This is a genomic window from Acidianus manzaensis, assembly GCF_002116695.1.
Lineage (GTDB): Archaea > Thermoproteota > Thermoprotei_A > Sulfolobales > Sulfolobaceae > Acidianus > Acidianus manzaensis.
Window position 1 is genome coordinate 924,109 of sequence record NZ_CP020477.1, and the last position, 26,312, is coordinate 950,420.

At 30.3% G+C, this 26,312-nt stretch carries 24 protein-coding genes; 12 read left to right on the plus strand and 12 right to left on the minus strand.

What is annotated here, in order from left to right:
* Window positions 1-22: 22 nt before the first annotated feature.
* On the minus strand, window positions 23-337 hold the full coding sequence (locus tag B6F84_RS04465) for a 4Fe-4S dicluster domain-containing protein (protein ID WP_148691122.1): 315 nt from the start codon (window positions 335-337) through the stop codon (window positions 23-25).
* Window positions 338-673: 336 nt separating this feature from the next.
* Between B6F84_RS04465 and B6F84_RS04470 the strand changes: the two genes are divergently transcribed.
* Window positions 674-1,030 carry a CBS domain-containing protein gene (locus tag B6F84_RS04470; protein WP_148691123.1) on the plus strand — a complete coding sequence of 119 codons (357 nt, stop codon included), beginning with the start codon at window positions 674-676 and terminating at the stop codon, window positions 1,028-1,030.
* Between the two features lie 197 nt (window positions 1,031-1,227).
* Here the strand turns inward: B6F84_RS04470 and B6F84_RS04475 are convergent, their stop codons facing one another.
* A complete protein-coding gene (locus tag B6F84_RS04475) occupies window positions 1,228-1,710 on the minus strand; it encodes a CcdC protein domain-containing protein (RefSeq protein WP_148691124.1) in 483 nt (160 codons plus the stop codon).
* A gap of 502 nt (window positions 1,711-2,212) precedes the next feature.
* Here B6F84_RS04475 and B6F84_RS04480 point away from each other — a divergent pair.
* The 3 genes from B6F84_RS04480 to B6F84_RS14055 all read left to right on the plus strand — a co-directional run bounded on the left by B6F84_RS04480 (window position 2,213) and on the right by B6F84_RS14055 (window position 4,986).
* Window positions 2,213-3,142 carry a metallophosphoesterase family protein gene (locus tag B6F84_RS04480; RefSeq protein ID WP_148691125.1) on the plus strand — a complete coding sequence of 310 codons (930 nt, stop codon included), beginning with the start codon at window positions 2,213-2,215 and terminating at the stop codon, window positions 3,140-3,142.
* Complete coding sequence (locus tag B6F84_RS04485; protein WP_148691126.1) at window positions 3,143-3,616, plus strand: hypothetical protein; 474 nt, start codon at window positions 3,143-3,145, stop codon at window positions 3,614-3,616.
* Between the two features lie 827 nt (window positions 3,617-4,443).
* Window positions 4,444-4,986 carry an ATP-binding protein gene (locus B6F84_RS14055; RefSeq protein ID WP_236749065.1) on the plus strand — a complete coding sequence of 181 codons (543 nt, stop codon included), beginning with the start codon at window positions 4,444-4,446 and terminating at the stop codon, window positions 4,984-4,986.
* A 184-nt stretch (window positions 4,987-5,170) separates the two neighbouring features.
* On the opposite strand, the gene B6F84_RS04495 is transcribed toward B6F84_RS14055, so the two are convergent.
* Window positions 5,171-6,016 (minus strand): hypothetical protein, encoded by an 846-nt coding sequence (locus B6F84_RS04495; RefSeq protein ID WP_148691127.1) that lies wholly within the window; start codon window positions 6,014-6,016, stop codon window positions 5,171-5,173.
* A gap of 97 nt (window positions 6,017-6,113) precedes the next feature.
* Here B6F84_RS04495 and B6F84_RS04500 point away from each other — a divergent pair, with 97 nt between their 5' ends.
* From B6F84_RS04500 to B6F84_RS04510, 3 genes are read left to right on the plus strand one after another with little or no spacing between them, the layout of a single operon-like run.
* On the plus strand, window positions 6,114-6,887 hold the full coding sequence (locus tag B6F84_RS04500; protein ID WP_148691128.1) for an ATP-binding cassette domain-containing protein: 774 nt from the start codon (window positions 6,114-6,116) through the stop codon (window positions 6,885-6,887).
* Window positions 6,887-7,510, plus strand: coding sequence for a hypothetical protein (locus B6F84_RS04505; RefSeq protein WP_148691129.1), 624 nt, complete (start codon window positions 6,887-6,889; stop codon window positions 7,508-7,510). Before B6F84_RS04500 ends, B6F84_RS04505 begins: the two co-directional genes overlap by 1 nt.
* Window positions 7,497-7,826: a transcriptional regulator gene (locus B6F84_RS04510; RefSeq protein WP_148691130.1), complete on the plus strand. Its 330-nt coding sequence runs from the start codon at window positions 7,497-7,499 to the stop codon at window positions 7,824-7,826. Before B6F84_RS04505 ends, B6F84_RS04510 begins: the two co-directional genes overlap by 14 nt.
* 827 nt (window positions 7,827-8,653) lie before the next feature.
* Here the strand turns inward: B6F84_RS04510 and B6F84_RS13825 are convergent.
* From B6F84_RS13825 to preA, 5 genes are all read right to left on the minus strand, one after another.
* Window positions 8,654-8,809, minus strand: a complete 156-nt coding sequence (locus B6F84_RS13825) for a hypothetical protein (RefSeq protein WP_187152749.1) — start codon at window positions 8,807-8,809, stop codon at window positions 8,654-8,656.
* A gap of 250 nt (window positions 8,810-9,059) precedes the next feature.
* On the minus strand, window positions 9,060-11,564 hold the full coding sequence (locus tag B6F84_RS04520; protein ID WP_148691131.1) for an ABC transporter substrate-binding protein: 2,505 nt from the start codon (window positions 11,562-11,564) through the stop codon (window positions 9,060-9,062).
* An 85-nt stretch (window positions 11,565-11,649) separates the two neighbouring features.
* A complete protein-coding gene (locus B6F84_RS04525) occupies window positions 11,650-12,837 on the minus strand; it encodes a metal-dependent hydrolase family protein (protein WP_148691132.1) in 1,188 nt (395 codons plus the stop codon).
* Between the two features lie 127 nt (window positions 12,838-12,964).
* Window positions 12,965-13,804, minus strand: coding sequence for a carbon-nitrogen hydrolase family protein (locus B6F84_RS04530; RefSeq protein WP_148691133.1), 840 nt, complete (start codon window positions 13,802-13,804; stop codon window positions 12,965-12,967).
* Window positions 13,797-14,843, minus strand: coding sequence for an NAD-dependent dihydropyrimidine dehydrogenase subunit PreA (preA, locus tag B6F84_RS04535; protein ID WP_187152750.1), 1,047 nt, complete (start codon window positions 14,841-14,843; stop codon window positions 13,797-13,799). Before preA ends, B6F84_RS04530 begins: the two co-directional genes overlap by 8 nt.
* 206 nt (window positions 14,844-15,049) lie before the next feature.
* On the opposite strand from preA, the gene hydA reads away from it, so the two are divergent.
* The gene (gene hydA, locus B6F84_RS04540; protein ID WP_148691135.1) at window positions 15,050-16,444 is read left to right on the plus strand and encodes a dihydropyrimidinase; all 1,395 of its coding nucleotides are present in this window, start codon (window positions 15,050-15,052) and stop codon (window positions 16,442-16,444) included.
* An 88-nt stretch (window positions 16,445-16,532) separates the two neighbouring features.
* Here hydA and B6F84_RS04545 read toward each other — a convergent pair whose 3' ends face one another.
* Together B6F84_RS04545 and B6F84_RS04550 are read right to left on the minus strand one after the other, a co-directional pair.
* Entirely contained in the window at window positions 16,533-17,753 is a 1,221-nt protein-coding gene (locus B6F84_RS04545; RefSeq protein WP_187152751.1) for a M20 family metallo-hydrolase, read from the minus strand.
* A 253-nt stretch (window positions 17,754-18,006) separates the two neighbouring features.
* A complete protein-coding gene (locus B6F84_RS04550; RefSeq protein WP_187152752.1) occupies window positions 18,007-18,873 on the minus strand; it encodes a polysaccharide deacetylase family protein in 867 nt (288 codons plus the stop codon).
* 311 nt (window positions 18,874-19,184) lie between these two features.
* Here B6F84_RS04550 and B6F84_RS04555 point away from each other — a divergent pair, with 311 nt between their 5' ends.
* Entirely contained in the window at window positions 19,185-20,645 is a 1,461-nt protein-coding gene (locus tag B6F84_RS04555; protein ID WP_148691138.1) for a cytosine permease, read from the plus strand.
* Between the two features lie 27 nt (window positions 20,646-20,672).
* On the opposite strand, the gene B6F84_RS04560 is transcribed toward B6F84_RS04555, so the two are convergent.
* Both B6F84_RS04560 and B6F84_RS04565 read right to left on the minus strand, forming a co-directional pair.
* Window positions 20,673-21,458 (minus strand): BtpA family protein, encoded by a 786-nt coding sequence (locus tag B6F84_RS04560; protein ID WP_148691139.1) that lies wholly within the window; start codon window positions 21,456-21,458, stop codon window positions 20,673-20,675.
* A 1-nt stretch (window position 21,459) separates the two neighbouring features.
* Window positions 21,460-22,839: a purine-cytosine permease family protein gene (locus tag B6F84_RS04565; protein WP_148691140.1), complete on the minus strand. Its 1,380-nt coding sequence runs from the start codon at window positions 22,837-22,839 to the stop codon at window positions 21,460-21,462.
* Window positions 22,840-23,075: 236 nt separating this feature from the next.
* Between B6F84_RS04565 and B6F84_RS14175 the strand changes: the two genes are divergently transcribed.
* The 3 genes from B6F84_RS14175 (at window position 23,076) to B6F84_RS04575 (ending at window position 26,234) form a co-directional block, all read left to right on the plus strand.
* On the plus strand, window positions 23,076-23,201 hold the full coding sequence (locus tag B6F84_RS14175) for a hypothetical protein (protein WP_257788611.1): 126 nt from the start codon (window positions 23,076-23,078) through the stop codon (window positions 23,199-23,201).
* Window positions 23,182-24,351, plus strand: coding sequence for an MFS transporter (locus tag B6F84_RS04570; protein ID WP_222703218.1), 1,170 nt, complete (start codon window positions 23,182-23,184; stop codon window positions 24,349-24,351). The genes B6F84_RS14175 and B6F84_RS04570 overlap by 20 nt, the downstream gene beginning before the upstream one ends.
* Window positions 24,352-24,671: 320 nt before the next feature.
* The gene (locus B6F84_RS04575) at window positions 24,672-26,234 is read left to right on the plus strand and encodes an APC family permease (RefSeq protein ID WP_148691141.1); all 1,563 of its coding nucleotides are present in this window, start codon (window positions 24,672-24,674) and stop codon (window positions 26,232-26,234) included.
* Window positions 26,235-26,312 lie beyond the last annotated feature (78 nt).

Here is a 26,312-nt window from a genome sequence, read left to right on the forward strand (position 1 = left end):
TCTTTTTCTCATTTCTCTTTTATCATGGTGGTTTTACGTCTATTGCTGCTACTGGACATACGTTAACGCAGGCCATACAGAATATACAAGCTTGTTCATTAACTGGATCAGCCTTTTTCTCTGATGCTGGATGTCCTGGAGTATCAGTCCAATGAAATACATCGACAGGACAAGCTGTTATGCATGAACCATCAGCAATGCATAAGTCAAAATCTACTCCAACAATAGTACCGTGAATTCCGAGTATTTTTGGCGGATCTATTGGACCATATACTTTTACACCATTTTCTTGTTTGACTACTGGTCTATTTGTCCTATAATTAGGATCTATTCCCATAAATAGATATTTGGGTTACCCTAAAAAACTTTTCTCTTGAAATCAAGGATACACGAATTATATCATCTCATGCTGAGCTAATTAGTTTAAATCTATGCTGTTGATCTTCTTTTACTGATATAAAAATATAGTTTCAAATTATTGCTAAAAAATTTTTCGTTATTATGAAGTATTGATTACATTACTTTCGAAACTTTTTATAAACGCTTTTTATTTTATTAGGGAAGATGTATAGTTAATTTATAATTAATAGCTTATCGAATCTGTTTAATAAATGATCAATTGTTAATCGTTATTAGGAGAAAGATATTTAAATGATAATGTAGAGAATAGATTATGGTTTCAAAAAAATCTATAAACTCATACTTAATATACCCAAATTCTTCTATTCAAGATATTATAGAAAAGATGAAAGAAAATGAAATATTAATTTTAGTGGATAAATTTAAAAAACCCTTAGGTTTCATAACTAAAGATTATCTAAAAAAATTAGATTATAATGACATTGATCTAGAAAAAATTGCATACAAGACTATAGTAACTATAAAAGGAGACGAAGATCCTATAGATTTATTAAACTTAATGGTAAGAAATAAACTAAAATTTTTAGTTAAAACAGATAATGGTAAAATAAAAGATATAATAACAGCAAGGGATGTATTAAGGCAAATAGAGAAAGAAATAGATTTTTAAAATGTTCAATTTTCTGATTATAAATTTCATTGTGATATAGTTTTTGGTTGAAATACCCTTGGATCATATTTATACCTATTGTAAATAAGAAAAATTATTTCATAAAACTTTAAGTCGCCAATACGTAGTTTTAATTATTGATTTTCAATATAAAATATCTTTATAATTGAATCTTCTTGTAAAAAATTTGAGAATCCTTAAATTTCATATTTTTTCATTTTTCTTACAAAAGTAATTACTTGGTATGATTCTCCAATCAAGAGACCAGCAGAAAGCATAAGCATTGAATCAAGGATTACCAATTCTAGATCATTTACTGAACCTAAAATTTCTATAGAAATTCTCCCTAAGAATAGGATTAACCAAATGATATAAGTTACTAAACTTCTTTTATAATATAATTCCGAATTTTTATAGAATACTGTGGCTTTCCCTAATTTCAATCCAATAAGTACTCCAAAAATTATAGAAAAAATAAGAAACAATAAGAAGATATAAATAGGAAAAAGAAATAAATCAGAAAAAGCTAAAAAAGCACCAAGTAATAAATATAAGATTGGTCTTAAAAATAATTTGCCTAGCTTATATTTTCTTCCTCTAATACTCCTTAGTGAACTAAGAAAAATTATTACTGCAAATACAGCTAAATAAATGTCTGTTAATTGAGTAGAATTTATCATAACAAAAAATGAGGAAAGAAAGTTAAAAATGAAAAAGAAAGTTCATAAATTGAACTCTTTGAATAATCATATAATGTGCATAACTTAGCAAATATATCAAGTGTTCTATAATTTAGTGAGCATATATTCCTCTACTTTTAATGGGAAGTTTTATATGATTATTGATTCGATATGACACTTTTACTTTTTTACAAAAGTCGATTTATTTTAAAAATATCTTTTATCTACTAAAATATCAACTATTATAGATATATCTATTAGGAAAATATTCTTTAATTTTGAAATAAAATAGTATAATTGAAGAATTGGACCTGAAAAACGAGGTATATTTACTATTTATCGTAAAAAAAGTATAAATCTGATGATTTATGTTATCATATTTAATTACTATTCCAAAAAATATATTAAAGTACAAGTATAAATAAACATATTTATTCATACTTAAATGTTCTTATCTTATTTAATAAAAAAAGATTATATAGACATTTTTTGTTTTGATTTTATGGGACTTCAAACAAAAATTCTTTTCGTTTCTGATATTCATGGTTCTGAAGTGGTATTCAAGAAGGCTTTGAATGCTTCTAAAATGTTTTCTACAAATTATCTTATATTTGGAGGAGACATATTCTCTAAAGATTTCATTCTAATTCTTAAAAAAGGGAATATACTGCTTACTGATGATAAAGAAGTATCATTAAATGAATTAGAAGAAAATTATAAGACTAAAGGAATAGCTCCTCTCTTCTTTGAGTCAAAGGACGAGATAGATGAATTTATAAAAAATCAAAATTTTAGGAAAGAAAAGATCTTGGATTTTGTAAAAGGACAAGCGGATGATTGGATAAAAATTTACGAAGAAAAAACTCGTAATTCAGACGTAAAAGTAATCTGGAATTTAGGTAACGATGATCCTTTGGAATTAGATGATTATCTTAAAGAACATGGAATTGATATATCAGAAGATAAAATTTTAGAAATTGGCAACGATTATCTTTTAGTCAGTTGTGGTTACGTTAATCCTACTCCTTGGAACACTTACAGAGAATTACCTGATACTACATTATATAATAAGATAAAGGATAAGTTGAAAAAAGTTGAAAATCCAGAATATGCAATATTTAATTTTCATGCACCACCATTCAATACAAAACTAGATTTAGCTGAAATTAATAACAAAAGAGTTCACGTAGGTTCACAAACCGTAAGAAAAATAATAGAAGAATATAATCCATTATTAGGTTTACACGGGCATATTCATGAATCTTCTGCTACTGACAAAATAGGGAATACAAAAATAGTCAATCCTGGTAGTTCTTATAAAGATGGAATATTAAACTATTCCATAATTTTATTGGAAAAAGAAAGTAAAGGATTTGGTAGAGTATTTTTCAAAAAATCTGAAGTAAAAGGAATATCATTAGGTAGAGGATAAATGGAAATATATGAAATCTCTACAGAAAAAATGGATAAAGATATAGTAAACATGCTATCAAATCCATACATATTTTCTGGCATAACTGGACATATATGTATCACTAGAGTATTTGATAAATCTAGTAAATCATTCAAATTATATTCAGAAGCAGAAAACCCAGATTTAACAAAATTTCAAGCTATTTTCATTTTTGATCATGATTCTGAAGATATTACGAGAGGAATACTAAAATATAATATATCAATTCGCCAAGTCTCATACGAAATTGATACTTTCGATAAATCTTTATCAGGAAATTTCGATATAATCTTCAGTCAAAGAGATCTTAGATTTATAGATAATCTTGATGTAAAGAAAGGATTATTTTCAGCAAAGAAGACAAGACAAGAATTTATAAAACATATTATAAATGATCACATTAAGCCGTTTCTATTATCATATGGAATAAAAATAGTTAACACGAATATTTAGCACAGGAAAAAAGAAGCTAAATGTTAGTGTGTGGGGTATTTCAAAATTGAAGTTTTTCTCTCAATCAGAACCTTTTGTAAAATTAACGTAAAGTATTCGGATAGTACACACACTAACTGAATGTTTTCTAAATTGTTTTGATTACTCTTATATTACAAAATCTATGAAGGAGATCTTTTATTAGAACTAAATTTTAATAGTATGGGTACCCATGATTCACGGGTACCCATGAAATTTATTTTTGGAAAGCCAACAGACGAACCTTTTGATCGAGATGAAGAAATCAGAAATTTAGAACAATTAATAAATAGAAAACAACCAACTTTAATTATTGGAGTTAGAAGAATAGGAAAAAACCTCAATTATTTTAAAAACATTTAAGCGAATTAATTCTCCTAAGATATATATTTCTACAGAAGATTTCGTAGAAGGTAAAAGCTTTAATCTAGAATCATTTTTATCCTTATATTCATCACAAATACTTATAGAATTAATAAATAAAATAGACACTAAAAGAAAATTATCTTTAATTACCAAAATTAAAGGAGAAGAATTAATAAACAAGTTAAGAGAGTTAATAGGTTACGTTAAGATCCGTTTTGATTTACCTTTAGTAGAGATAGAAATGCTCCTAAATAAAAAGGAAAACTTAAAAGAAGTAGTACCACAAATCCTTGATTTGCCTGAAGTTCTTGGTGAGAAATTTAATTTAGATTTTACCATATTTATAGATGAATTTCAATATTTAAGATTAGCATCTCAAAATTATTCTGGCATACTTCATTTGATAAGAAGCAAAGTGGCAATTTCACAAAAGAGTAGAATATGTGATCTCTGGATCGTCAGTAGGATTATTAGAAAGGATGTACTCCGAAAAAGAAGAACCATTTTTTCAATTTTTCTTTCCACTTTACGTAAAGCAATTTAATCAAGAAATTTCTGCTAAATTTTTGAAAGAAGGATTTAAAGATGAAGGAAAAGAATATGAAGAAGAAGCAATAATTGAAGCTGTAAAAGAATTAGACGGAATACCGGCATGGTTAAATTATTTTGGATTAAAGAGCTTAACCTGTAATAAAGTCGATTTACAATGCGTAAATACAGTTCTAAACGAGATATATCAAGATCCAGTAATTAAAAGCATAATAGATAATGAATACAAAAAACTAGGTAAGAATGCTAAAGAAATTTTAAAGTTTCTTGCTAAAAAAGGAGGAAAAGGAAACTTAAGAGGAATAAATCTAAGTAAATCTAGCATAAATGAAGGATTAAAAAGTTTATTAAATGATGGATATATAGTTAGAAAAGAAAGAGGAACCTACGAAATTATAGATCCAATAATTTCTAAAATACTCCCGAATATAAGTTAAAAAATTATAAAAATGCTATTAATATAATTATATACTTATAATTTGATATCTAAAGCATATAATAGCTAAAAGTTCTCAATAAGTACACTTATCTAAAAAATATACATATTAGCCAATTTATTACTAAGTATTGCAAATCTACCTTATTTAAGAAAAAAGTTTTTTTTGAGAATATAACTCATGTTTACATTATTTTTGCCTCTTCTATTGGTTCATAATTTATCTTCCTCAGAAGCACTGTATCAATCAAAAATAATCCTATTGTCCATAAGGTTAGAAATAATGCAGACCATTCCACTGATACTGTAGGTGCATTAATTCCAGATGCGCCAGTAACTGGAGGTTTATTACCAGAATAACCGTAAAACAGTAGAGATATAATATTTAGATATGGCGATGCATACGTAACCCACTCAGGATAAGACGAAGCAAAATTGTACAACGAATAAAATATAAATCCTAGAATTAAAGGAATATAGTTTACTAATTGTTGGTACTTTACTCCTCCAAATTTCATTGAAATTAAGACCAGAAAGAATGAAAGCGAGATCAAGAAAAGAAACGATAAAATGACTACAGGGAAAACCACATAAGGTTTAGTCGGCATCACAGTGTAGCCTACACCATTGGTAGAGAACATGCCGGAAATTGCATAAGTCAGTATTAAGGAGAGAACTATTCCTGCAATCGTACCACCTGAGAACATTGACATCAAATATTTACTAGGAGTTAATTTACTATATTTGAATAGATAGGGAAGGGCACCACTCTGAAAATAAACTAGAAATGTCAAACTTACACCTATAGCACTCAAGAAAAGTATCATCAGAACAGCATACCAGGCAGAAACTATATCAGTGTATACTGATGACTTCACAATAGATAAACTTTCGGGTAAAGTATTCATTTCCCCGGGTGTACTAACATATGCTCCTATAACTCCCCAAAAGAGTATAAATAAAACTCCCCAACCTATAAGATTAGGATTTTTCAATATCGATTTTATAATGTACGATAAAGTTTTTCTCATATATTAAGATAAAGAATAGATATTTAAATAGGACCGAGAAAGTTCAAAAATTGAACTATACACCTTATTTATAATGTAGTAGAGCAATAGAATATTCATGATAAATTATAATGATCTCACAATAAAATTTTCAGATGTAACGATCTTTAAAGAATTAAATTTACACATTAATCAGCATTCAATAGTTATTGGACCAAATGGTTCAGGAAAAACTACATTAATTAAAGCAACATGCGGACTTATACCTTATAGAGGAAAGATCTTAGTTGATGGACAAGGAGTAAAGAAAATTAAAAATTACTTGAATCTTTCTACAAATATTCCAGAAGTCTATACAATAGGAAGAGAAGTAAAAGATATAGCAGAAATATATTCAGAAATAAAAGACCTTGAATTAGATGTCTTTCGAGATTTATTAAAAGAGCTAAGAATTTATGACGAAGTTATAAATAAGAAGATTTTTAAATTATCTGCAGGTCAAAGCGTAATAGTTAGAACAGTACTAGCTTTATCTTCTCCAAGTAAGAATTTGCTAATTGATGAACCATTTGAGAATGTAGATCCATCAAAAAGATTAATAATAGCAAGATTCTTGAAAGAAAACGTAAAAGATGGATTCATTACTACTCATGAACTAGATTTATTGAAACAATTTAATTCTTGGCCTCTCTATATAATTCTGAACGGAAAAGTATATGGTCCTATAATAACTGAAGATTTTCTAAATTCTACAATTGTTGAAGGTGAAGCTCCTAATGCCATCTTAACGTTAGATCTAGATGATAAGAAAATTTCAATTGTGAAAGATAATGGATCTGGCATTAAATTACTTACCTTAGGGAATATTAATAGATTGTATGGTGTACTATAATGGAGGATTATAAAAAGGTCATTGAAGAAGGAAATAAGCTTGGAGACTTAATAATATCGAAAAAAATGAGAAAAACTCTTGGAATCTATTATGCCGTTTGGGTAATTTATTTTTTATTACTTAATTTAATTGATTATGTTGAGAGCTTATTTACTTCTAATAATCTTGTTTTCATTGCAACAGATATTGGAATAATTACTCCATTCATTATATATTCTGTTTATTTATTTGGAAAAATAATACGATTGCATCTACTTAGATATGGATATAGTAATAAATACAAAGTAAGACAAAGAATATTTATTGCATTATATTATGTAGTTCTATCATCATTATTTATACTTACATTTAATCAATGGTACAGCGCCATTTTTATTCTCCTTTTTACTGCTGGAATTACCTATAGCATGTGGAAAATCCTATTCTCCAAATATAGGATTACTAAAGGAAAATATTATGATATACTAGCTATTGTTAGTTTTCAATTTTATCCAATATATGCGGTAATGTCAATGACTACATTTAGCAAATTTGATCCTATATATGTATTTATATTCCTTATATCATGGGCTTACGCATCAATAAAATCGTTCCTAGAGTTGATAGATAATGGAGAACAGTAAAGACGCAGAGAATAAGGATAACGTAAAAGAACTTTTGGAATTCCTTTCTAATAATAAAGCCTTGAATAATTCCGTTAGACTAGGTATATTAATCGCATTATCAAATTTCGAAAAATTGTCATTTTCTGAATTACTTGAATATACTAAAATACAAAAAAGTTCCTTGCTAATGCATCTTCAAGTTTTAGAAGAAGAAGGGTTAATTATAATAAAAAAGCAATTTACATTATCAGGACCGAGAACTTTTGCCAACATAACCACTAAGGGAAAAGACACAGTAAAGAAATATTTCGAATTAATAAATAAATTAAAATAATATAGTTATCTATTAAAAAATAAACATTTTCAAGTTTTTCATCTAAGTAAAAACATTCTGTTTTATCTACAAAATAACTTCTATCGTAGTTCACAATAATTCGTTTGATTTCATTAATCTTAAACCATGCTTACATAATTTTCTAAAATGTCTTATATTATTGGTTATTAAAATAAGATTATTAGATATACATATACTTCCTATAATTAAATCATGATCTTCTATTAATTCTCCTTTCTTCTTCAATTCCGCATAAATCTTTGAACTTATCCTAAGCGAATTATTATCTCAATACAAACTACTCTAAAATTTGATTCAAGATCTTTTTTATAATCTTCCACACTTTTTCCTAGATAAGCAATTCCTCTTAAAAATTCGAACATGGTAATACAAAAATGTAGCACCCGTTGAATTTATCTACAATATTCTTGTTATACGCTAAAATTAGAGCGTCAGTATCTAAGCATTTCTCCTCCAAGATTTTCTACCTTCTTTAGTTAAGCGTAAGAGTATCTTTGCTTCCTCATCACTAATTTTTAAATCTTCTTTATTTTTGTCCATTCTCTTATTTTTTATAAGTAATTCTTTAAAAAATCATCCCAACTTAATGATCTTCCTTTTTCATTCTCTATTTATCTCTTTAGCTTTTCTAATTTAGCTTTTGTCTCTTCACTAACAGTTATTGTAGTATAGATCAATTAAAGGAGTTTTTAATCTAGGATTAACATAAGCTAATTTTTCTGGCAATAACCTATCAAAAGACATTGCTTTAGATACGTCATAAAAACTGGTAATGCAATAATTGCCGAAATCACTATTCCTAAAGTCTAATCTGCACCAGGTAAAGCTGGAGAATATACTAAAGTATAATATGCTGAAATTGGGACTATCAAAGCTAAAACTTTAGCAAATGCGTGCCTGGAACTCATTTGCCTAACTAAACCTGAAGATTCTCTTATAAAGACTTTTTTATTATTACTCATAAATGATAATTATACGAACATCTTTTAAATATTTTGAATAAATACAATAAAAAATAAATAGATTAAAAAGGAGTAAGAAAAAAACTTTTTAAAAACTAAAAACGCTTAATCTAGAAAAATATTCTAACTTTTAACATTTTTTACTAAAAAAAGTCGAAATATATAAAACTAAAGCATATCATAAAAGTGATCTAGATCAAATAAATAATTCTTATAATTAAGAAATTATAAAAAGAGAAAAAATTAACTTTTATTTAAATTTCAATACTACTACTACTCCTATTAAACTTAAAATTACAGTTATTGCGATCATTGAAATATCTAGAGTAGAAGCATTGCTAGGAACTACTGCACTGGGTGGAACAACCTTAGTCACGTTAGTAGTTACTGGAGCAGGAGCAGACGGGAATGACACTTCCTTTAAAGGTTGAGTAGCATTAATAACTTTCACTGGGATAACAGTAGGTGAGTAAGGATATATTGAGTACCACCTATAGAAGTACCTTGTAGTCATCATAGTATGCGTTCCTCCAGTCGATAAAGCAGAACCATTAATAGTTATAGGAGCTGAATAAGTAGCATTAACAAATATAGTATAAGGAGTATTAGGAGACAACCCAGAAGTCGATATTGTAGCTTGATAAATACTACCACTCACATGAGTTAAAGGAATAGTCTCAATAACCTTACTACTACCATAAGGCATAATCTCAATAACACCAGAAGCATTACTTATAGGAACCTCATAAGGACCAGTAGGCTTACCATTATACAAGTAAGGAGCAGAAACAATCTGAGTCATATTAACAGTCAAAGTATAACTACTACCAGCAGAAACATTAATCAAATTAGCTAAAGGATTAAACTGGAAATACCCAGCATAAGTCCTTAAAGTAATACCAGTACTAGCATTATAAGAATAAGGATAGAACGGGAACCCACCAGGCACTTCACCCAACTCAGTAATATGATAAGTATACTGACCATCAACAGGAGCTAACTCTAAAGGATTAATATTAACAAACAAGTAAGGCGGCAAAACAACTTCATCAGTATCGCATAATGTAAAGTAGCTTGTTGTGTTGAAGTATATTTGTATTTGGTATGGATTATTAGAAGGAACTATTGTAGTAACTAAATTAGGCATAGCATCGAACCATATTGGTGATGGGTCTGATGCTTCTGCCGTGTAGTTTATGTATACTGGTTCTCCGCAGTAGTCTCCTATGAATACTGTGTCTTGTGATGGGTTGTATGGGTTGCTAGAGAATCCTCCCATATCTAAGTACCATATTGTGAAGTTGTAGTCTAATGCTGTTACTGGCATTCCATTTAGCCAAGTAGCATTGTGTACAAAATTGTATACTATTTCAGTTCCATTAATTATCAGATGACCATTTACAGTAGCATTTGGAATATGAATTACAGTATAATTAGCAATATAAGGAGTGTTAAATAAAGTAGGATTAGATGGTAACGAAGTTAGTGTAGAAGGATACCAATAGACTTCCCATATTAGTTCTGAAGAGTAGAAATTCTCGAAATATATGTTGAAGTTTGGTGGTGCGAAGTCATATGTTCCTATTACGTAGTTTAGAGTTCCGTTAGATGTGAATCCTTCGTGAACGTCTTGGAAGTTAGTTATTCCGTCTCCTAATGAGCTTACGTATCCATAATAGTTGTTAGTGTATACTGGTTCTGGACACGTATTCCATCCTAATATTACGTATGGTTCAGTGTACTGTAATTCTACTAAAGCATTTTGGAAGTTGTTTACTACTTGTGAAAATGTTGGGTCCGCAGTATATGCTTGAGTTAGTTGAGCATTAATTGTAGAATTAACAAAATCATTAAAAGAATTATAGGGTGCTCCTGGACCGAATATAAAGTAATACTCTGGAACAATAAAAGTGATTCCTTCCCATCCGTAGTTTATTATGTCGTAAGTTTGTTCTTGTAATATTGTTTCTAGTTGTGACGCTGCGTATGGTATGAATTGTATGTTGTTTTGTAGTCCTACTTGTTGTGCTCCTGCTTCTATTATTGATTCCCATGCTGGGCAGTTGTAGAATCCTTCTTGTATGTATATTGTTATTTTGAGTGGTGTTCCGTTTGAGTATGTCCATTCTCCTAGGCTTGGGTTGTATACTAGTCCTGCGTCTTGTAAGTATGTTTTTGCTCTTTGTATGTTGTATGATTCGTGGGCGTTATAGATGTTGGATAGCTCTGTTAGTGTTGTTGAGTTTATGTATGATGGGTATACTGATGGGTTTATGTAGAATGGTATTGTTGCTCCTAGTAGTCCTCCTTCTAGTATTTGTGATTCTACTGATGATGGGTTTAATATGTCTGATATTGCCCATCTGAAGTATGTGTTGTTTTCTGGGTAGTATTTGAAGTTGAATTGTAGGAATATGAAGCTGAATGTTTGGCTATCGTATAGGTATAGGTTTGGGTTGTTTTTGAGGCTTGCTATTTGTGATTGTGATAGTTGTGTTGTTGGTAGGCTGTTGAGTACTTGTACTTGTCCGTTTAGTAGTGCTTCGTACATTGGTAGTGTTGTTGTGTATTGCCATAAGTAGTTTAGGTTTTGTATGTATGGTCCGTATAGTGTGTAGTATGTTGCTGGTAGTACGTGTAGTGTTGAGTGTGGTGCTATTAGTACTCCGCTTGCTTGTGTTGTTATGTCTGTTACTAAGCCTACTACAATAAGTAGCATAGATACTACTAATATGGTTTTTAATAGTGTATGCATATGTTATTTTTTAGGTTTTCATTTATAAACTTTTTATATTAGTAGCTATTATTTTTAAAAATAAAGAATAATAATGTAAGTTCTGTCATGTCTGATAATTCCCATATCCTCTGAATATTTTTCCATCTTTAATTACATACATTATATGGTTAGGGGAGAGATCTTCTATATTTTTAGAAGGATCACCTTTGATAACTACTATATCGGCTTTGTATCCTTCTTTTAAATAACCAGCCTTAACATCAATGCATTCAGCAGAATTTGCAGTAGAAGCTTTAAGTACCTCTAGATTACTCATGTACTTAGATAGTAATACTGCTTCTCTATAATTTTGACCATGAGATCTCTTTTTAGACCCGACATAGTCTGTACCAGTAGCTATTTTAAGCCCATAATTTACCGCAATTTTCATGTCATCAGAAAAATGTTTTCTAACTAATTCTTCTCTATAAGGTTTTACTTCTGGAGAAACCTCAAAAGGAATTTCATACGTCGCTAATGTAGGGATATAACAAATTCCTTTTTCTTTAATTAACTCAGCAGTTTCTTCATCTAAGCCTAAACCATGTTCTATAGTGTCTACACCTGCTAATATAGAATTCATAATAGCTTCTTTTCCATAAGCATGAGAAGCTACTTTTAACCCAAATCTATGAGATTCTTCCACTATAGCTTTTAATTCGTCTAATGCAAAGCCTGGCATTATTTTACCGCCTTGAGAAAACGCTCCAGAAGAATAGACTTTTATAACTCTAGCTCCTTGTCTTATAGCCATTCTAACTGCTTTTCTACATTCGTATGGAGAATCGCAATAGAAAGAATAAGAAAGTCTTTGAGCAATGTCTATTGGAAGATCCTTAGGATCGTCATTACCTCCAGTAATTGCTAATGAGTAACCAGATGCTATTACTGTAGGACCTATTATTTCTCCATTTCTCTGAAGCTTATCTAACCTTACTGCTACTTTACTTCCTAAGTCTCTAACTGTAGTGAAACCAGAACGAAGAAGTCTTTCCATATCTCTAGTACTTCTTATTGCAACATCAATTTCGTCAACTACATTCCAAGCTAGAAGATTATCTTCCTCAACTCCAAAAAAATGTAAGTGTGCATCTATTAAACCTGGCATTATAAAATCTCCTTCAATTACATTTTCTTCTCTCTTTTCAATTCCTTCTTCAATTCTAGAAATGCTGTTGTCTTCTACTAAAACCGTACCTCTATCAATTATTTTTTCTCCATCAAATATTTTTCCTATAATAGCTAGCTTCATAGTATAAAGTAAAGGAAATAAAATAAAAGGGTAACTATATTCATTAATTTTTAGAAAAATAATATATAAAAAATGATACAAATACCGTATATTTCATTTGTACTTAGTAAATTAAAAATATTTTAATTTATGTTAAACTTTCTATATAAATACTAGATATTTCTGTATAGTTTTCTGGTTTTCTATCCCTGAGAAATGGCGCTTTTTTGCGTCTTTCTCTAATTAGATTTAGGTCTATATCTACGATTTCGTACCCTTCTGTACTATCCATTTCTTTTACTATTCTTCCAATTGGATCCGCTACTAGGCTTTTTCCGAAATATGATATTTCTTTTCCTTGAAATACTTCTGGTGTTCTGTTTACTCCTACAACGTAAACTGTATTAAATGCTGCATGAGCTCTTAATTCTAATTCCCATGTTTCTGGATAAAAGTTTGTGGTCGTAGGTATTGTTATTATGTCTGCTCCTTTTAATGTAAGTATTCTTACTCCTTCAGGAAAATGTCTATCGTAACATATTACTCCTCCTACTTTGTATTCTCCAAAATCGAATACTGGATACTCTTTTCCGGGTTTAAAGTAGAATTTTTCATAATAACCAGGCACTTGCGGTATTTGTGTTTTCCTGTATTTTCCTAATACTGTTCCATCTTTTATGAATATTGACGTATCGTAGTATAATCCTCTAAGTTTTTTGTCTTCTTCAAATATTGTTATAACCATTCCTATTTTATACTGTTTTGAAAATTCTTGGAATGTTTTTACTGTTGGTCCATCATCATACTCTGCTAAATCGAAGAATTTTGGATCTTCTACTGCAGCAAAGTACTGCGTAGTGAATAATTCATTGTACACTATAAGTTCTGCTCCATCTTTTACTGCACTTTTTGCATAGTCTAATGCTTTCTTTATATTAGCTTCTTTCGATTCTAATCCTCCCATTTGTATCATTGCTACTTTAACCATAGATCTCACCTCTTACATTATTTATTTCTTCATCTACTGATGTTCTTCTTTTCGTAACTTTTTCCAAGAATTCGTATGTTTTTATTTTATTTGATGCTATTCCTATCATATCTTCTAAGGTGTATTGCTTTCTTTTCATAAATTCTTCCAATTCTTTTTTCCACTCGGATATGAATTCAAATCCTCTTATCATCGTATATGTGACAGATTGAACTGTTTTTGCTCCCATCATGAAATATTCTACTGCATCTGTCCAATCAAATATACCTCCTACTCCACTTATTTGTAATTTTGTTGATTTATAAATTTTTGAAACTGAAGCTAATCCTATTGGTTTTACTGCTGGTCCAGATATTCCACCATACGTAGAATATCCATTTACGTCTGGCAATGGTTGAGCTTTTTCTATATCTACTCCTATTATCCCGTTTACAGTATTTATTGCTGTTACTGCTTTTGCTCCAGCATTTTCTGCTGCTTTTGCAATCTCTGAAATGTCTGTTACGTTAGGTGTTAATTTAACTATTACTGGAATTCCTACTGACGACACTACTTCTTTTGTGTATTCGTAAACTAAATCAGCATGTTGTCCTATAAATGCTCCAGTTTTTCTTTCTGGTTCTCCATGAGGACATCCGAAGTTTAGTTCTATCATTGATGCTCCTCTATCCTCTACCCATTTCGCTAACTTTATCCATTCTGTATGATCTGATCCTCCCATTATGCTTGCAATTATTGGAATTTTTATTTCTTCTTCTTTAATTATTTTTAGATATTTATCCCAAACTTCTAATGGATCTTCTGTTATTAATTCTAGGTTTTCGAATGCTAATAGCTCTTTGTTTTTTCTCATTGCTCCATACATTGGTCTTACTGATTTTCTTACTATGCTATCTCCTATTGTTTTTAGTACTACTCCTCCCCATCCGCTTCTATACGCCGATATAATTTTTTGTGGATTTCCTGAAGTTGGACCTGAGCCAACCAAAAACGGATTTGGAAATTTTACGTCCGCGAAGTCTATTGTTAAGTCTATCATAGAGTATAAGATTGTTGAACGGAATATATAACTTATCATCAATTATTATAAACATTTTCCAAATGTATAATTTAAAATCTATATAGCTAGCATCTTATTGTCTCTAATTTTTAAGGAAGAATCGTAGAATGTTTTCCTAAAAATTAAAAAGTTTTTATAACTATTGACGGAATTATTTATTAAATGAATATTATGAGTAGAAGCTTATGCCTCTAGATTTAGTCTTAAAAAACGTTAAATTATTTACTATTGCTGGACCTTTTGAAGGAGATATAGGAATAAAAGATGGTAAAATATCTAAGATTCAAGGCGATATTCAAGAACAAGCTGATAAAGTGATTGATTTATCAGGAAAGTACGTTGTACCAGGTTTAATTGATGGCCATACTCATATGGAGTTTCCTTTTATGGGTGAAATTACTGCAGACGATTTTTATTATGGTACTAAAGCTTCTATTGCTGGAGGAGTAACTACTATAGTTGATTTTGTAACTCCTGCTCCCGGTCAGGATTTGGTTTCTGCCTATCAGAAATGGAGAAGTAACGCTGATCCTAAGGTAGTATCTGATTTTGGTTTACACATGATAATTAGGCAAGTTAACTCTAAGATTTTGGAGCAAATTCCTGATGTAATAAATAAAGGCGTTGTTAGTTTTAAACTTTTTATGGCTTATAAGAATGAACTAATGTTACCAGATGGTGAACTGTATAAACTTATAAAGAGAATTAGTGATTTTGGAGGAGTCACTGGCATTCATGCTGAGAATGGTGAGATAATAAATGAGTTAATCCAAGATTTTCTAAAAGAAGGTAAAGTTGATCCGGTTTATCATTATTATTCTAGACCAGATATTTTAGAGATTGAGGCTACTAATCGTATTTCTTCTATTGCTAGCATGTTAGGAAAAGATGTTAAGATGTACATAGTCCATACTTCTACTGGTGAGGCAACTGATATTATTTCGTCATATAGAAAGAATGGATTTAGATTTTATAATGAGACTGCTCCTCATTATTTAATGTTAAACACTGAATTTTTAAAGAGATCTGATGGATTCCGCTACGTTATGAGCCCACCTTTAAGGAGTGATGAACAAAGAACTAAATTATGGATGAGGCTAGCATCTGGAGATATTTTCACTATAGGTAGTGATCATTGTGTTTACTCTGATGCTCAAAAGAAAAGATATAAAGAGGAAGTTCCTCCTTTCCACGAAATTCCTAATGGTGTTCCAGGTACTGAAACTATTCTTCCTTTATTATTTTACTTTGGAGTTAAGAAGGGAATAATAACAATGGAGAGATTTGTTGAGACTACTTCATATAATCCTGCCAGATTATTTGGCTTGTATCCTAAGAAAGGAGTTATAATGCCCGGAGCTGATGCTGATTTCGCTGTTATCGATCCAAACAAGAAAGTTAGAATTAGCGCTGATGTACTTCATAGTAATATTGATTATACAATATATGATGGAATTGAAGTTGAAGGATGGAATACAATGACTATTAGAAGAGGAGAAATAGCTTATGAGGATGGACAAGTAATAGCTAAGAAAGGTAGTGGTAAGTACACACCGGGTAAGACTCCAATTTTATTATAAGTTTTTTTCTCTTTTTAGAATCTTATTTTGCGTTATCCTCAAATCAATTTCTATTATAAATCAAATTATTAAAAGTTAAGTTATTTTGCTATAATTTATTATTTTTAGCCTCAGTTATTATTTTCAATGTATTATAAAGTACATTTACTCCTTTATAAATATAATTCCAATCCGTCCATTCGTCAGGAGCATGGCTTATTCCATTTTTACTAGGTACAAAAATCATACCTATTTTAGTTATCCTGGACATAATTTGAGAATCATGAACAGCTCTACTTGGCATCTTGATATAAGAATATCCTAACTCATTCACTGACTTTTCTATTGTTTTAATATTTTCTTCTGCACATAAAACTGGATCCTCTATATAACTAGATATGTTTGCTTTCACTTTTTCTTTTTCAGATTCGTCTTCAATATATTTTGATATTTGTTTTTCTAACTCTTCCAATTCAGTTTTATCTAGTGATCTAATATCTATTCCTAGTTTTATGCTTCCAGGAATAACATTAACTACATTTGGAAATACGTTAATGTATGAAAGTGTACCTACTATATCTTTTTTAGCTATCTCTCTTACTTTTAATATTGTCTTAGCTAGAGGTATTGATGGATCACTTCGCATATTCATCGGTGTTGTTCCTGCATGGCTTTGCTTCCCTTCTAGATTTGCCCAAATCCTTAGAACTCCTACAATACCTAAGACAATTCCTATATCTTTTCCTTCTTTCTCTAATATTGGTCCTTGTTCGACATGTAACTCAAAATGATTTTTAATACTATACGGAAACTTTTCTATAACTTTTGCTTTACTTTTTTCAAAAAACCTTTTGAGAGCATCTCCAAACTTAATATTTTCATATTTGCCTTCAATAGTATGTAATTCGTCTTTTTTAAGTAATCCTGCAAAATATTTACTGCCTGCGAAAGGTGTAAAGGAATTTCCTTCTTCGTCAGTAAAAACAATAAGAGCTATAGGAAATTTATTTTTAATTTTATTTTCGTTAATCAGTCTTATAGTTTCTAAACCTCCTACAACTCCAACTACACCGTCAAATATTCCCCCATTTAATACTGTATCTATATGAGAACCTGTAGTAATAAATGGCTCATTTATTTCTCCTTCTTTTATACCTATTATATTGCCTCCTTGGTCTACATACACTTTTAGTCCAGCTTCTTCCATTTCTCTCATAACGTACATTCTAGCTTCAATATCTGCTTCAGAAAGTGCTGGCCTAGAAACTCCACCGTTAGGATCTTTTCCTATTTTTCCTATATTTTCTATATCTTTTCTTACTCTATCCATGCAGTATGGATAATTTTGAATGTATTTAAGCATTAATACTATTAGTTTGTACATTATTCAATGCGTAGTTTGTGGAGCGTCCAGAAATAAATCTTATATAAGTATCTGAGAATTAAGGTCATTCTCTTTATTAGAACTATACATAGAATTATCGTCTAGTTTTAAAATGGTACACATAATATATCTAAATAAAGGAATATGCAAATTCTGTATTAAAAAGTATTTTTTAGTTTAATTATATATTAAATAAAAACTAAATTTCTCCATCTTTAAAAAGTTCTACAGCTTCTTCTAGTGTTACCATCTTGACTCCAGGTTTTGATTTTATATAAACTAATAATTCTTTTAATCTCTTCAATCCTTGGACTCTTCCACTTACGTCTGGGTGAACTGTAAGAGTAAGTAAACCTCTTTTTTCTACTTCATATAAATAGTCAAAATGTTCTCTGAATAGAACACCGTAAACTATATCGGGATTCGTCCATCCATAATTGTAATACGGATGCTTCATAAATAATTGAGGAGGTAAATCGTCAAGATACCACGAAACTGGAAATTCAATTATTTTAGTAGGTTTTCCAAATTCATATGGCTTCATCCAATAATCTGGATCTTTTGAATAATCTATTATATACCAATTATCTCCCTTACGTAAATAGTAAGGATGAAACTCGTCTCCCATTAGGCTACTATCATATATAAATCCTAATTCTTCTAAGTTTTCTATTGTCCATGGAGCTAAATCCCACCACGGTTGTCTATTTCCTATCGGTTCTTTTCCAGAGATTTCCTTTATTAATCTTATATTACGCAAAAATATTTTCTTTTCTTTTTCCTTATTCAATTTTAAGGGATTTTCATGTGAATAACCGTGCGTACCAATTTCATGCTCCTCATTCACAACTTCAATTATCTCGTTCTTAAATGTTTCAATACTATGACCTGGTATAAACCAAGTAGCTTTTATTTTAGTTTCTCTAAATAATTCCAATAATCGCTTGACTCCAATTTTTCCCGCAAATTCTCCTCTAGATAGATCGCACAATGAATTTTCTCCGCCATAACTTCCTATCCATCCTGCTATAGCATCTACATCCACGGTTAAACTTACATATATCATAAAATCAATAATTTTTAGACGATATTTAAATATACTTTATCAAGTAATTAGATGTCGTACAAGGGGGATATTAATTAATAACTCAAATACTTTTGGAAATAAAATTTTTGCGGATTTTCCTTATAGAAAAATATCTAGTCATAAATAATCTTATTAGACAAAGTATATTAAGAAGAATTTAATATATATCGAAATTTCTAGATAAAGTATCGTATTGAAGAAAATCGATCTTTTATAAGTTTATACTTTTAAACAATTTACAAATGAATAATGAGTAATGCTTATATACGATTTAACTTCTTCTCTTCCTAATGGAGAAAACTAAATTACCTGATATAAAATTAGACGTATCAGACTATAATCAAGGTACACACGTAATACCAGAATCATATTATAATCCAAATATTGCACCATTACCTAAAGGAGTAAAAACATGGAACTGGATAAACTATACCACAATATGGGCAGGGATGTCACATAACGTTGTAGCTTTCGAATTAGCTGGATTATTAACTTTTGAATTCGGTGCTCCCTTAGCTTTATTTATAGTAGCTTTTGCATATGGCAGCTTACTAATAGCATTATATCTAAATGGACATATTGGAGCAAAGTGGGGAATACCATATCCAACTGCAGTTAGGCCTATGTTTGGTATAAAAGGGGCTAGAATTCCAGTAATTATGCGTGCCATAGTTGCTTTATTTTGGTTCTCACTCCAAACTTACGTTGGTGCTACACTAATTAATGCAGTAATAGGCATATTCTATCCAGCGTGGAACTCTTTAACAGCAAATATCATAGGTATGCCAGAAAACGTAGCAATCTCTTTACTTATATTTTGGGGATTTAACGTTTTAGTACTATTTAGAGGAATGTCAGAAGTTAAAAATTTCGAATTAATAGCAGGTCCATTAATAGTAGCTACTTTAGGTGGGTTATTTGCTTATGGTATATCTTTAGCTCATGGATTTGGTCCATTATTCACAGTCAAAGGATATGAAACTTCTTCATTCTCCAATGTTATGTTAGCAGTATCTTCAATGGCTGGCGTCTGGGCTACTTTAGCTTTGAACATACCAGATTTCACTAGATTTTCAAAATCTCAGAAAGATCAATTAATAGGCCAAGCTATTGGATTGCCTATAATTGTTACTTTATTCTCTTTTATTGCAGTAGGAATAATATCTACAATGATATATTTATATCACATCCCAGCATCTCAAGCCATAAATTACGTTAATCCAGTAAACATAATGTTTCTATTTACGCATAATCCTTACCTAGCTCTTTTAGTAGGATTAAGTTTAGTCATTGCTACCATATCTGTTAACGTTGCAGCCAATATCGTATCGCCAGTATACGACTTCATAAGTTTGTTCCCTAAGAAATTATCTACATGGGAAAAAGCTTCTGTTACTGCAGCGTTAGTAAGTTTCGCTTACGTGCCTTGGTTATGGTACAATTCTGCTGGAACTATAGAAAACATCTTAGGAATAATAGGATCAGGATTAGGCTCCATAGCAGGAGTTATGATTGCTAATTACTGGATACTGAGAAAAACTGAAGTAAGCTTAGTTGATCTATTCATGCCTGGAGGAAAATATTGGTATGCAGGAGGATATTCAGTGAAAGCTTTAATATCAATGGCTATTGGATTTCTAATACCAGTAATAGGATTTATTATACCTGCAGTAGGATTCTTGTACGACTATGGATGGTATTTAGCAGTATTCATTAGTTTAGGACTATATATAATTTTAGTGAAAAAATAAACAAAAAGCTATTTTTATTTTTTTCTTTTATCTTTCTATTTTTGTGCATTCTTCAACTAAATATTTATATGCTTCAAATTTACTAGGACCACCAATCTCTCCATTTTCTTTAAAATCTTTTTCACCTATTATTAAACCATCTGCAATCTTACAAAAATCTCTAAAATTTTCTAATGAAATTCCACTTCCTATTACTACAGGAAGGTTAATAGACTCTTTCACTTTCTTTACATTTTCTATTGACGGTGGAAGAGAACTTCTAGGTCCAGAGACTATGACAGCATCTGCACCTCCTCTTTCAGCTAAATCTTGAGCAGCTAATTCTATTGGCAAATTATATAAAGGATATGCATGCTTTACGTGAATATCAGCAAATATTTTAACGTTAGAGTTTAAACTTCTCTTTAATCTTAGAAGTTCTGCTGCTTTTCCTTCAATTATACCTTGGTCTGTGACGTAAGCTCCTATTAAGATATTGCATCTTATAAATTGAGAATTTGTCACATGTGCAATAGAAAACGCATCAATACATCCATTTCGTAATACGTTGACTCCAACATCGAAATTGAAGCTTTTCCTAACTTCCTTAACTATTATGCTCATTGATGCTATTGTAATAGGAGGAATATTATCTTTGAAAAATGGATAGTCTCCAAGATTTTCAACTATTACTCCATCAACTCCAGCTTTTTCTAGTTTTTCTCCCTCTGATTTAGCATAGTTTATAATTTCTTCAAGAGAAAGCGTATTTTTAGGTGATCCAGGTAATGGAGGAAGATGAATCATTCCAATTATAAAAGGTCTATTTTTCATATTACTTCATCAGCCTTAATTTAATAAATATGAAGTATAATAATGCGCCTATTAATGATCCAAATAACTCTTGCGGAAAATAATTATACAACACAGATAATGAAGGTATTGTAATTACGTTTAGAATTGTTCCTATAATTGTTGCTAGAAGAGAATAGACGTTAATATTATCTTTAATACTTTTTGGAAGATTATAAAAGTCTTTTACCATTATTTTTTCTGTTATCATCTGAGGTCTTAGTCTAAGATACCAATCTAATAGTACTATAAAAGTATACGGAAATATTATATCTCCAACGAAGTTTAAGAAAGTAGACGCATTCTGTAATATTCCGAGTACTGCTGCGATAGCTCCAGCTATCCCTATTACTATTGTTGATATGGGTTGAGAGATATCTTCTATCTTATTATTTTTAAAGGCTGGCTGTACCGCAGTAAGAAAATCAGCAACAGCTGGATATAAATTCATGGCATTAGTATGAAGTATCGCTAATGCTGCTCCAATAGATGCAATACCTACTATTATTGCTAGCGCGCTACTTACAGGAAAAGCTACTGCTGGTAAGTTCCAATCTCCTGCAGCTTTCTGTGAAACGAAACCTAGAATACCCATTAGATAGACAGGAACCATTATTCCAAGTGGAGCCGAAATAAAATAGAATTTACGCCCTGTTTCTTCATAAGGCTTTGCAAATCTTGTAGCTGTAGATATCTTATATGTCCATGATAGTATAGAAAAAGAAAGTACGAGACCTATTGATGCTCCCCAGTCAATATTTGAGGAGTATAAAAGTTCATGTACATTTATTGGAAAATATTTAAATAAAAAATAAGTCAGAATTCCATAACATATTATAAGTATTATAGCAGTATATCTATAGAAATATTCTAGAATTTTTGCTCCATAAAGTACTAGAATAACTTGGATTATGCCAAAAACAATATACCATATTATAGGATTACTATGAAGTAAAGAAGCAACTATTAAACCTCCAGTAGAATCATTTAGACCAAACCAACCAATATTTACCACAGTATAAAGAGCTGAAAATGCGTTAGAAGTCAAATATCCATAAGTTTTTCTCGAAACAACTAACGAAGGAACAGGAAATTGTCTACCCATTTCTGAGAACAGTCCAGCAGGAATTATACCTATTAGCAAAGAAATAGTAAAAACAAGTAGAAGATTTAGAATCCCTAAATTCTCTAATAAATAACCTATTAAAGGAGTCGTTGCAGATGCGCTAGCCATTGCCCAAAAAATAAATATCTTGGAAGGAGTCATATATCTAGAACTTTTAGGTATTGGCCTGACACCAATAACTTCAAAACCAGTCTTTTTCATGTATACTTCTTCACTCTTTCTATTTTCTTCACCCATTTTAATCGCCATAACTAATTGAAACTATTAGCATTTAAGCTTAATTCGGAATTTATTGTAAAATATATAATGATTAGTTTATAGCATAAGTTATGAAAATTGAATAGATATTTTAGTTTATTTTGATCAAATATTTAGTAGTTTACTAATATATCTATATATTATATACTTCTATATATCGAGTATACATATTTTTTCACCAAAAAATAATTAAGGCAATCTTCTCATATAATATTATGAAAGACAAAATATTTAAGTCATTGGAGTACGCTAAATGGTCTCCTATTCATACTTGGTCTTTTATTTCATTCTCTATTGGAATGGCTTTAGAGTCTTACATTTTTGGTATCTATAGCAACTAGTTGGGTAACTATACCTAAAATTCTTGAGAGTCTCCTTTTAGCCTGGGCTCCTCTATGGTTAATAATAGGTATTATTTTTTCAGGTCCTCTTTCCGATAAATTAGGAAGGAAAAAGATGTTTTACGTCACTATGAGCCTTTACGCTGTAGGTGCGGTAGGAATAGTTTTCTCTTATACTTATTATTTGGTACTTTTCTTCTTAGCAATGTTACTTTTTGCTGCTGGAGGAGAAATGAACACCATTTTAGTTCTTAATCATGAGATAATGCCTAGCAAACATAGGAGTAAAACTATGTTCTTTGAAATAAATTTCATAAACTTCGGTGGATTGCTTTTAGCTGCAGTAGCATTACTGACAGTTTATTCTAGCGTCACTTTCCAAAGAGTTATGATAGGCGTAACAGCATTAATAATTTTAGGGTTATTGGCTTATGTTAGAAGTAGAATTCCTGAGTCAATCAGATGGCTAGCTAAAAAAGGTGAACTTGAAAAGGCTGAAAGTGAAATGAATAAACTTGTTAAGGATGTTGAAATTAAAGATGATCCTCCTATTGAAAAAGTAATTCTTCCTTCTATTCCCCTTACATTTATAGTTTTAGTTTTGTTAGCAGCAGCTAATACTATAGGCTACGGACTAATGACATATGTTTTAGGTCCTTATTTCTTTCCTAGTCTGATTGCAATGATATTACTAGTAGCAAATTTGTCTGAATTCTTAACCGGACTAGGAATTTCGCCATTTGCTGATAAGCTTTCACGTAAACTTCTGATTCTGATTTCGTTTGCAGGAACTGTTTTCTCCACATTTTTAATTTATTTACTAATTCCTTACTGGACTAAAGATTTAATATTATTCTGGATATTGCTTGTTGTCCTTAATGTTTTTACTGGAATAACTTATTTGACTACTGATACTATGAAAGGAGAAGTTTGGCCAACAATTAAAAGAGGAACTTATACTGCTTTAGTTAGATTTGTAGCTATTGGTTCATATATACCTACAATATTCTTAACAGCTAGTTTTACCATTTACGAGTATACTATGTTTAATATCTTTATTTGGAGTTTAGGACTTATTGCTGGAATAGTATGGTATTTAAAAGGTGTTGAAACTGGCAAAGGAAGAGATTTAAGCGAATTCAGTGATTAATCTCAATAAAGACTGTTTATGTTTTTTATTTATTTCCATTTATAAAATATATAGTCAGAGTATAGTTTGTGTAGTCTAATGTTTATATTATAATTAGAAATATATTTTCAGAAGTAAATAAACCAGAAAATGATTTTTTAGTTGTTTACGTTCTATTTATTATCTATCATTAATATTTTTATGTTAAACTCTGTTTAAGAATTATATATCTATACAATGGAAATTCCGTGAAGATGTTTAGAGTATTGTTTAAGAAAATAAAAATAGTTTCTATGAATTATGATAAATATTTATATACTGTTTATCTCTCAGTAGAGTATATGTCTAGAGAAGATAAGATTCAAAATAAAGAGAACAAAAAGTTATTTGCAAGAGAATCTTCAGGTTTAGTTAGAGAAATAAGTTGGACAACTGCCATGTTTATATCAATGGGTTTTATAGCATTTTACGTATTACCAGTATCCTTTTTATCCGGGCTTTATGTATCTCCTAATGGTATACCTCTACTAGCTGCTGCACTAAGTTGGATAGTGCTATTACCTCATTCTTTTTTATGGACTAAAATTAGTCAAACTTATCAAAGAACTGCTGCCGATTATGTATTTGCTAGTAGAGCTTTACATCCTGCTATTGGTGTAGGTGTTGGCTTAGTTTTTGGAATTTCTCAGATGATTTTTGATGCTGCTATAGTTTACGATGGTGTTGGACAATTACAGGTTGGGTTTGACGCTTTAGGATATAAGTATGGTCAACCTTACGCTGGAATAGCCGGATTTCTAAGTTCTCCTTTAAATATTTTGCTAATTGGTGCAGTGACTTTTTCTATAGTTATTTTAATAAATATATTCTTACCTAAATTAACTAATCATATAATGGGAGCTGTAACGATAATAGCCTTAGCTAGTTTCTTATTAACTGGAGTTTTAATGTATACCGTATCTACTTCCGCTTTATCTACTGCTGGATATTCGTATTCTGCTATAGTTTCTGCTTCTTCTAAGGCAACTCCTTTATTTTCTAATGTTGGATTAGCGACTATAGGTTTAATGGTATTTACGGCTAGTTTTCTACCCTTCGTTAATGGTGCTACGTCTGTAGCTGGAGAAGTAAAGGGAGGTAGTAAGGCATTTAGTAGAGGTGTATTATTGGCTTTAATAGTTGCTGGGCTTCTGATAACGTTTTTCATCTTTACTAGCTTAAGATTAGGTAGTGATTTCTATATAGGTGCTGGAGTATTAGGATATTCTAATGTTATAAATCCTATATTTGATGTTGTATTATCTTCTAATAGTTTGCCATTAGATCTATTTCTAATTATAGGATCTTATTTCTGGTATATTGCAATAATGTTTGCAGTAGCTTTATTTGTTTCTAGATATTTTATGGCTGTTGCTTTTGATAAGGCTTTGCCTACAGTAGTTTCTTATGTTAGTGAAAGATATCATTCTCCGGTTGTAGCCCATTTAATTGATGAAGCAATAACTATAGGTAGTTTAGTTGCTATTACTATTACTCCATTAAGCACTGCATTTTTCTACGGTATGGATACTGCTGATGCTATGGCTTTACTATTTGGATTTATAATAGTTATAATAGCTTCTATTGTATCTTCCATTTTAAAGAAAGGAACTGAATTAAAAGGTAACAACAAATTAATTCTAGGAATTTCAGTAGTTGATCTAATAGTAATGAGCACTTACGCATATTATTGGTTTGGGTATTCTACTACTTATCTAGGAATAACTATGAATCCATTAACGTGGAGTATAATAGCATCTCCTTTCATAGCTGGCGTAATAATCTATTATGTTATGAGAGAGTACAGAAAAAGGAAGGAAGGAGTGGATATTTCTATGACTTTTAAAGAAATTCCTCCAGAATAAACAATATATAAATAAGTCAAATATTTTTTGATATCTTTTTATATCTCTTTATAGAAAGATATATAAGCTTCTTTTTCA

What these genes read in the sequence shown, in the direction of transcription:
- B6F84_RS13825 (WP_187152749.1), bottom strand. Translation starts at nt 8,809, where the DNA reads ATGAGTAATAATAAAAAAGTCTTTATAAGAGAATCTTCAGGTTTAGTT.
- B6F84_RS04575 (WP_148691141.1), top strand. Translation starts at nt 24,672, where the DNA reads ATGTCTAGAGAAGATAAGATTCAAAATAAAGAGAACAAAAAGTTATTT.
- B6F84_RS04560 (WP_148691139.1), bottom strand. Translation starts at nt 21,458, where the DNA reads ATGAAAAATAGACCTTTTATAATTGGAATGATTCATCTTCCTCCATTA.
- B6F84_RS04555 (WP_148691138.1), top strand. Translation starts at nt 19,185, where the DNA reads ATGGAGAAAACTAAATTACCTGATATAAAATTAGACGTATCAGACTAT.
- B6F84_RS04480 (WP_148691125.1), top strand. Translation starts at nt 2,213, where the DNA reads ATGGGACTTCAAACAAAAATTCTTTTCGTTTCTGATATTCATGGTTCT.
- preA (WP_187152750.1), bottom strand. Translation starts at nt 14,843, where the DNA reads ATGATAGACTTAACAATAGACTTCGCGGACGTAAAATTTCCAAATCCG.
- B6F84_RS04485 (WP_148691126.1), top strand. Translation starts at nt 3,143, where the DNA reads ATGGAAATATATGAAATCTCTACAGAAAAAATGGATAAAGATATAGTA.
- B6F84_RS04565 (WP_148691140.1), bottom strand. Translation starts at nt 22,839, where the DNA reads ATGGGTGAAGAAAATAGAAAGAGTGAAGAAGTATACATGAAAAAGACT.
- B6F84_RS14175 (WP_257788611.1), top strand. Translation starts at nt 23,076, where the DNA reads ATGAAAGACAAAATATTTAAGTCATTGGAGTACGCTAAATGGTCTCCT.
- B6F84_RS04495 (WP_148691127.1), bottom strand. Translation starts at nt 6,016, where the DNA reads ATGAGAAAAACTTTATCGTACATTATAAAATCGATATTGAAAAATCCT.
- B6F84_RS04470 (WP_148691123.1), top strand. Translation starts at nt 674, where the DNA reads ATGGTTTCAAAAAAATCTATAAACTCATACTTAATATACCCAAATTCT.
- B6F84_RS04545 (WP_187152751.1), bottom strand. Translation starts at nt 17,753, where the DNA reads ATGGATAGAGTAAGAAAAGATATAGAAAATATAGGAAAAATAGGAAAA.
- B6F84_RS04475 (WP_148691124.1), bottom strand. Translation starts at nt 1,710, where the DNA reads ATGATAAATTCTACTCAATTAACAGACATTTATTTAGCTGTATTTGCA.
- B6F84_RS04520 (WP_148691131.1), bottom strand. Translation starts at nt 11,564, where the DNA reads ATGCATACACTATTAAAAACCATATTAGTAGTATCTATGCTACTTATT.
- B6F84_RS04505 (WP_148691129.1), top strand. Translation starts at nt 6,887, where the DNA reads ATGGAGGATTATAAAAAGGTCATTGAAGAAGGAAATAAGCTTGGAGAC.
- B6F84_RS04465 (WP_148691122.1), bottom strand. Translation starts at nt 337, where the DNA reads ATGGGAATAGATCCTAATTATAGGACAAATAGACCAGTAGTCAAACAA.
- hydA (WP_148691135.1), top strand. Translation starts at nt 15,050, where the DNA reads ATGCCTCTAGATTTAGTCTTAAAAAACGTTAAATTATTTACTATTGCT.
- B6F84_RS04530 (WP_148691133.1), bottom strand. Translation starts at nt 13,804, where the DNA reads ATGGTTAAAGTAGCAATGATACAAATGGGAGGATTAGAATCGAAAGAA.
- B6F84_RS04525 (WP_148691132.1), bottom strand. Translation starts at nt 12,837, where the DNA reads ATGAAGCTAGCTATTATAGGAAAAATATTTGATGGAGAAAAAATAATT.
- B6F84_RS04510 (WP_148691130.1), top strand. Translation starts at nt 7,497, where the DNA reads ATGGAGAACAGTAAAGACGCAGAGAATAAGGATAACGTAAAAGAACTT.
- B6F84_RS04550 (WP_187152752.1), bottom strand. Translation starts at nt 18,873, where the DNA reads ATGATATATGTAAGTTTAACCGTGGATGTAGATGCTATAGCAGGATGG.
- B6F84_RS04500 (WP_148691128.1), top strand. Translation starts at nt 6,114, where the DNA reads ATGATAAATTATAATGATCTCACAATAAAATTTTCAGATGTAACGATC.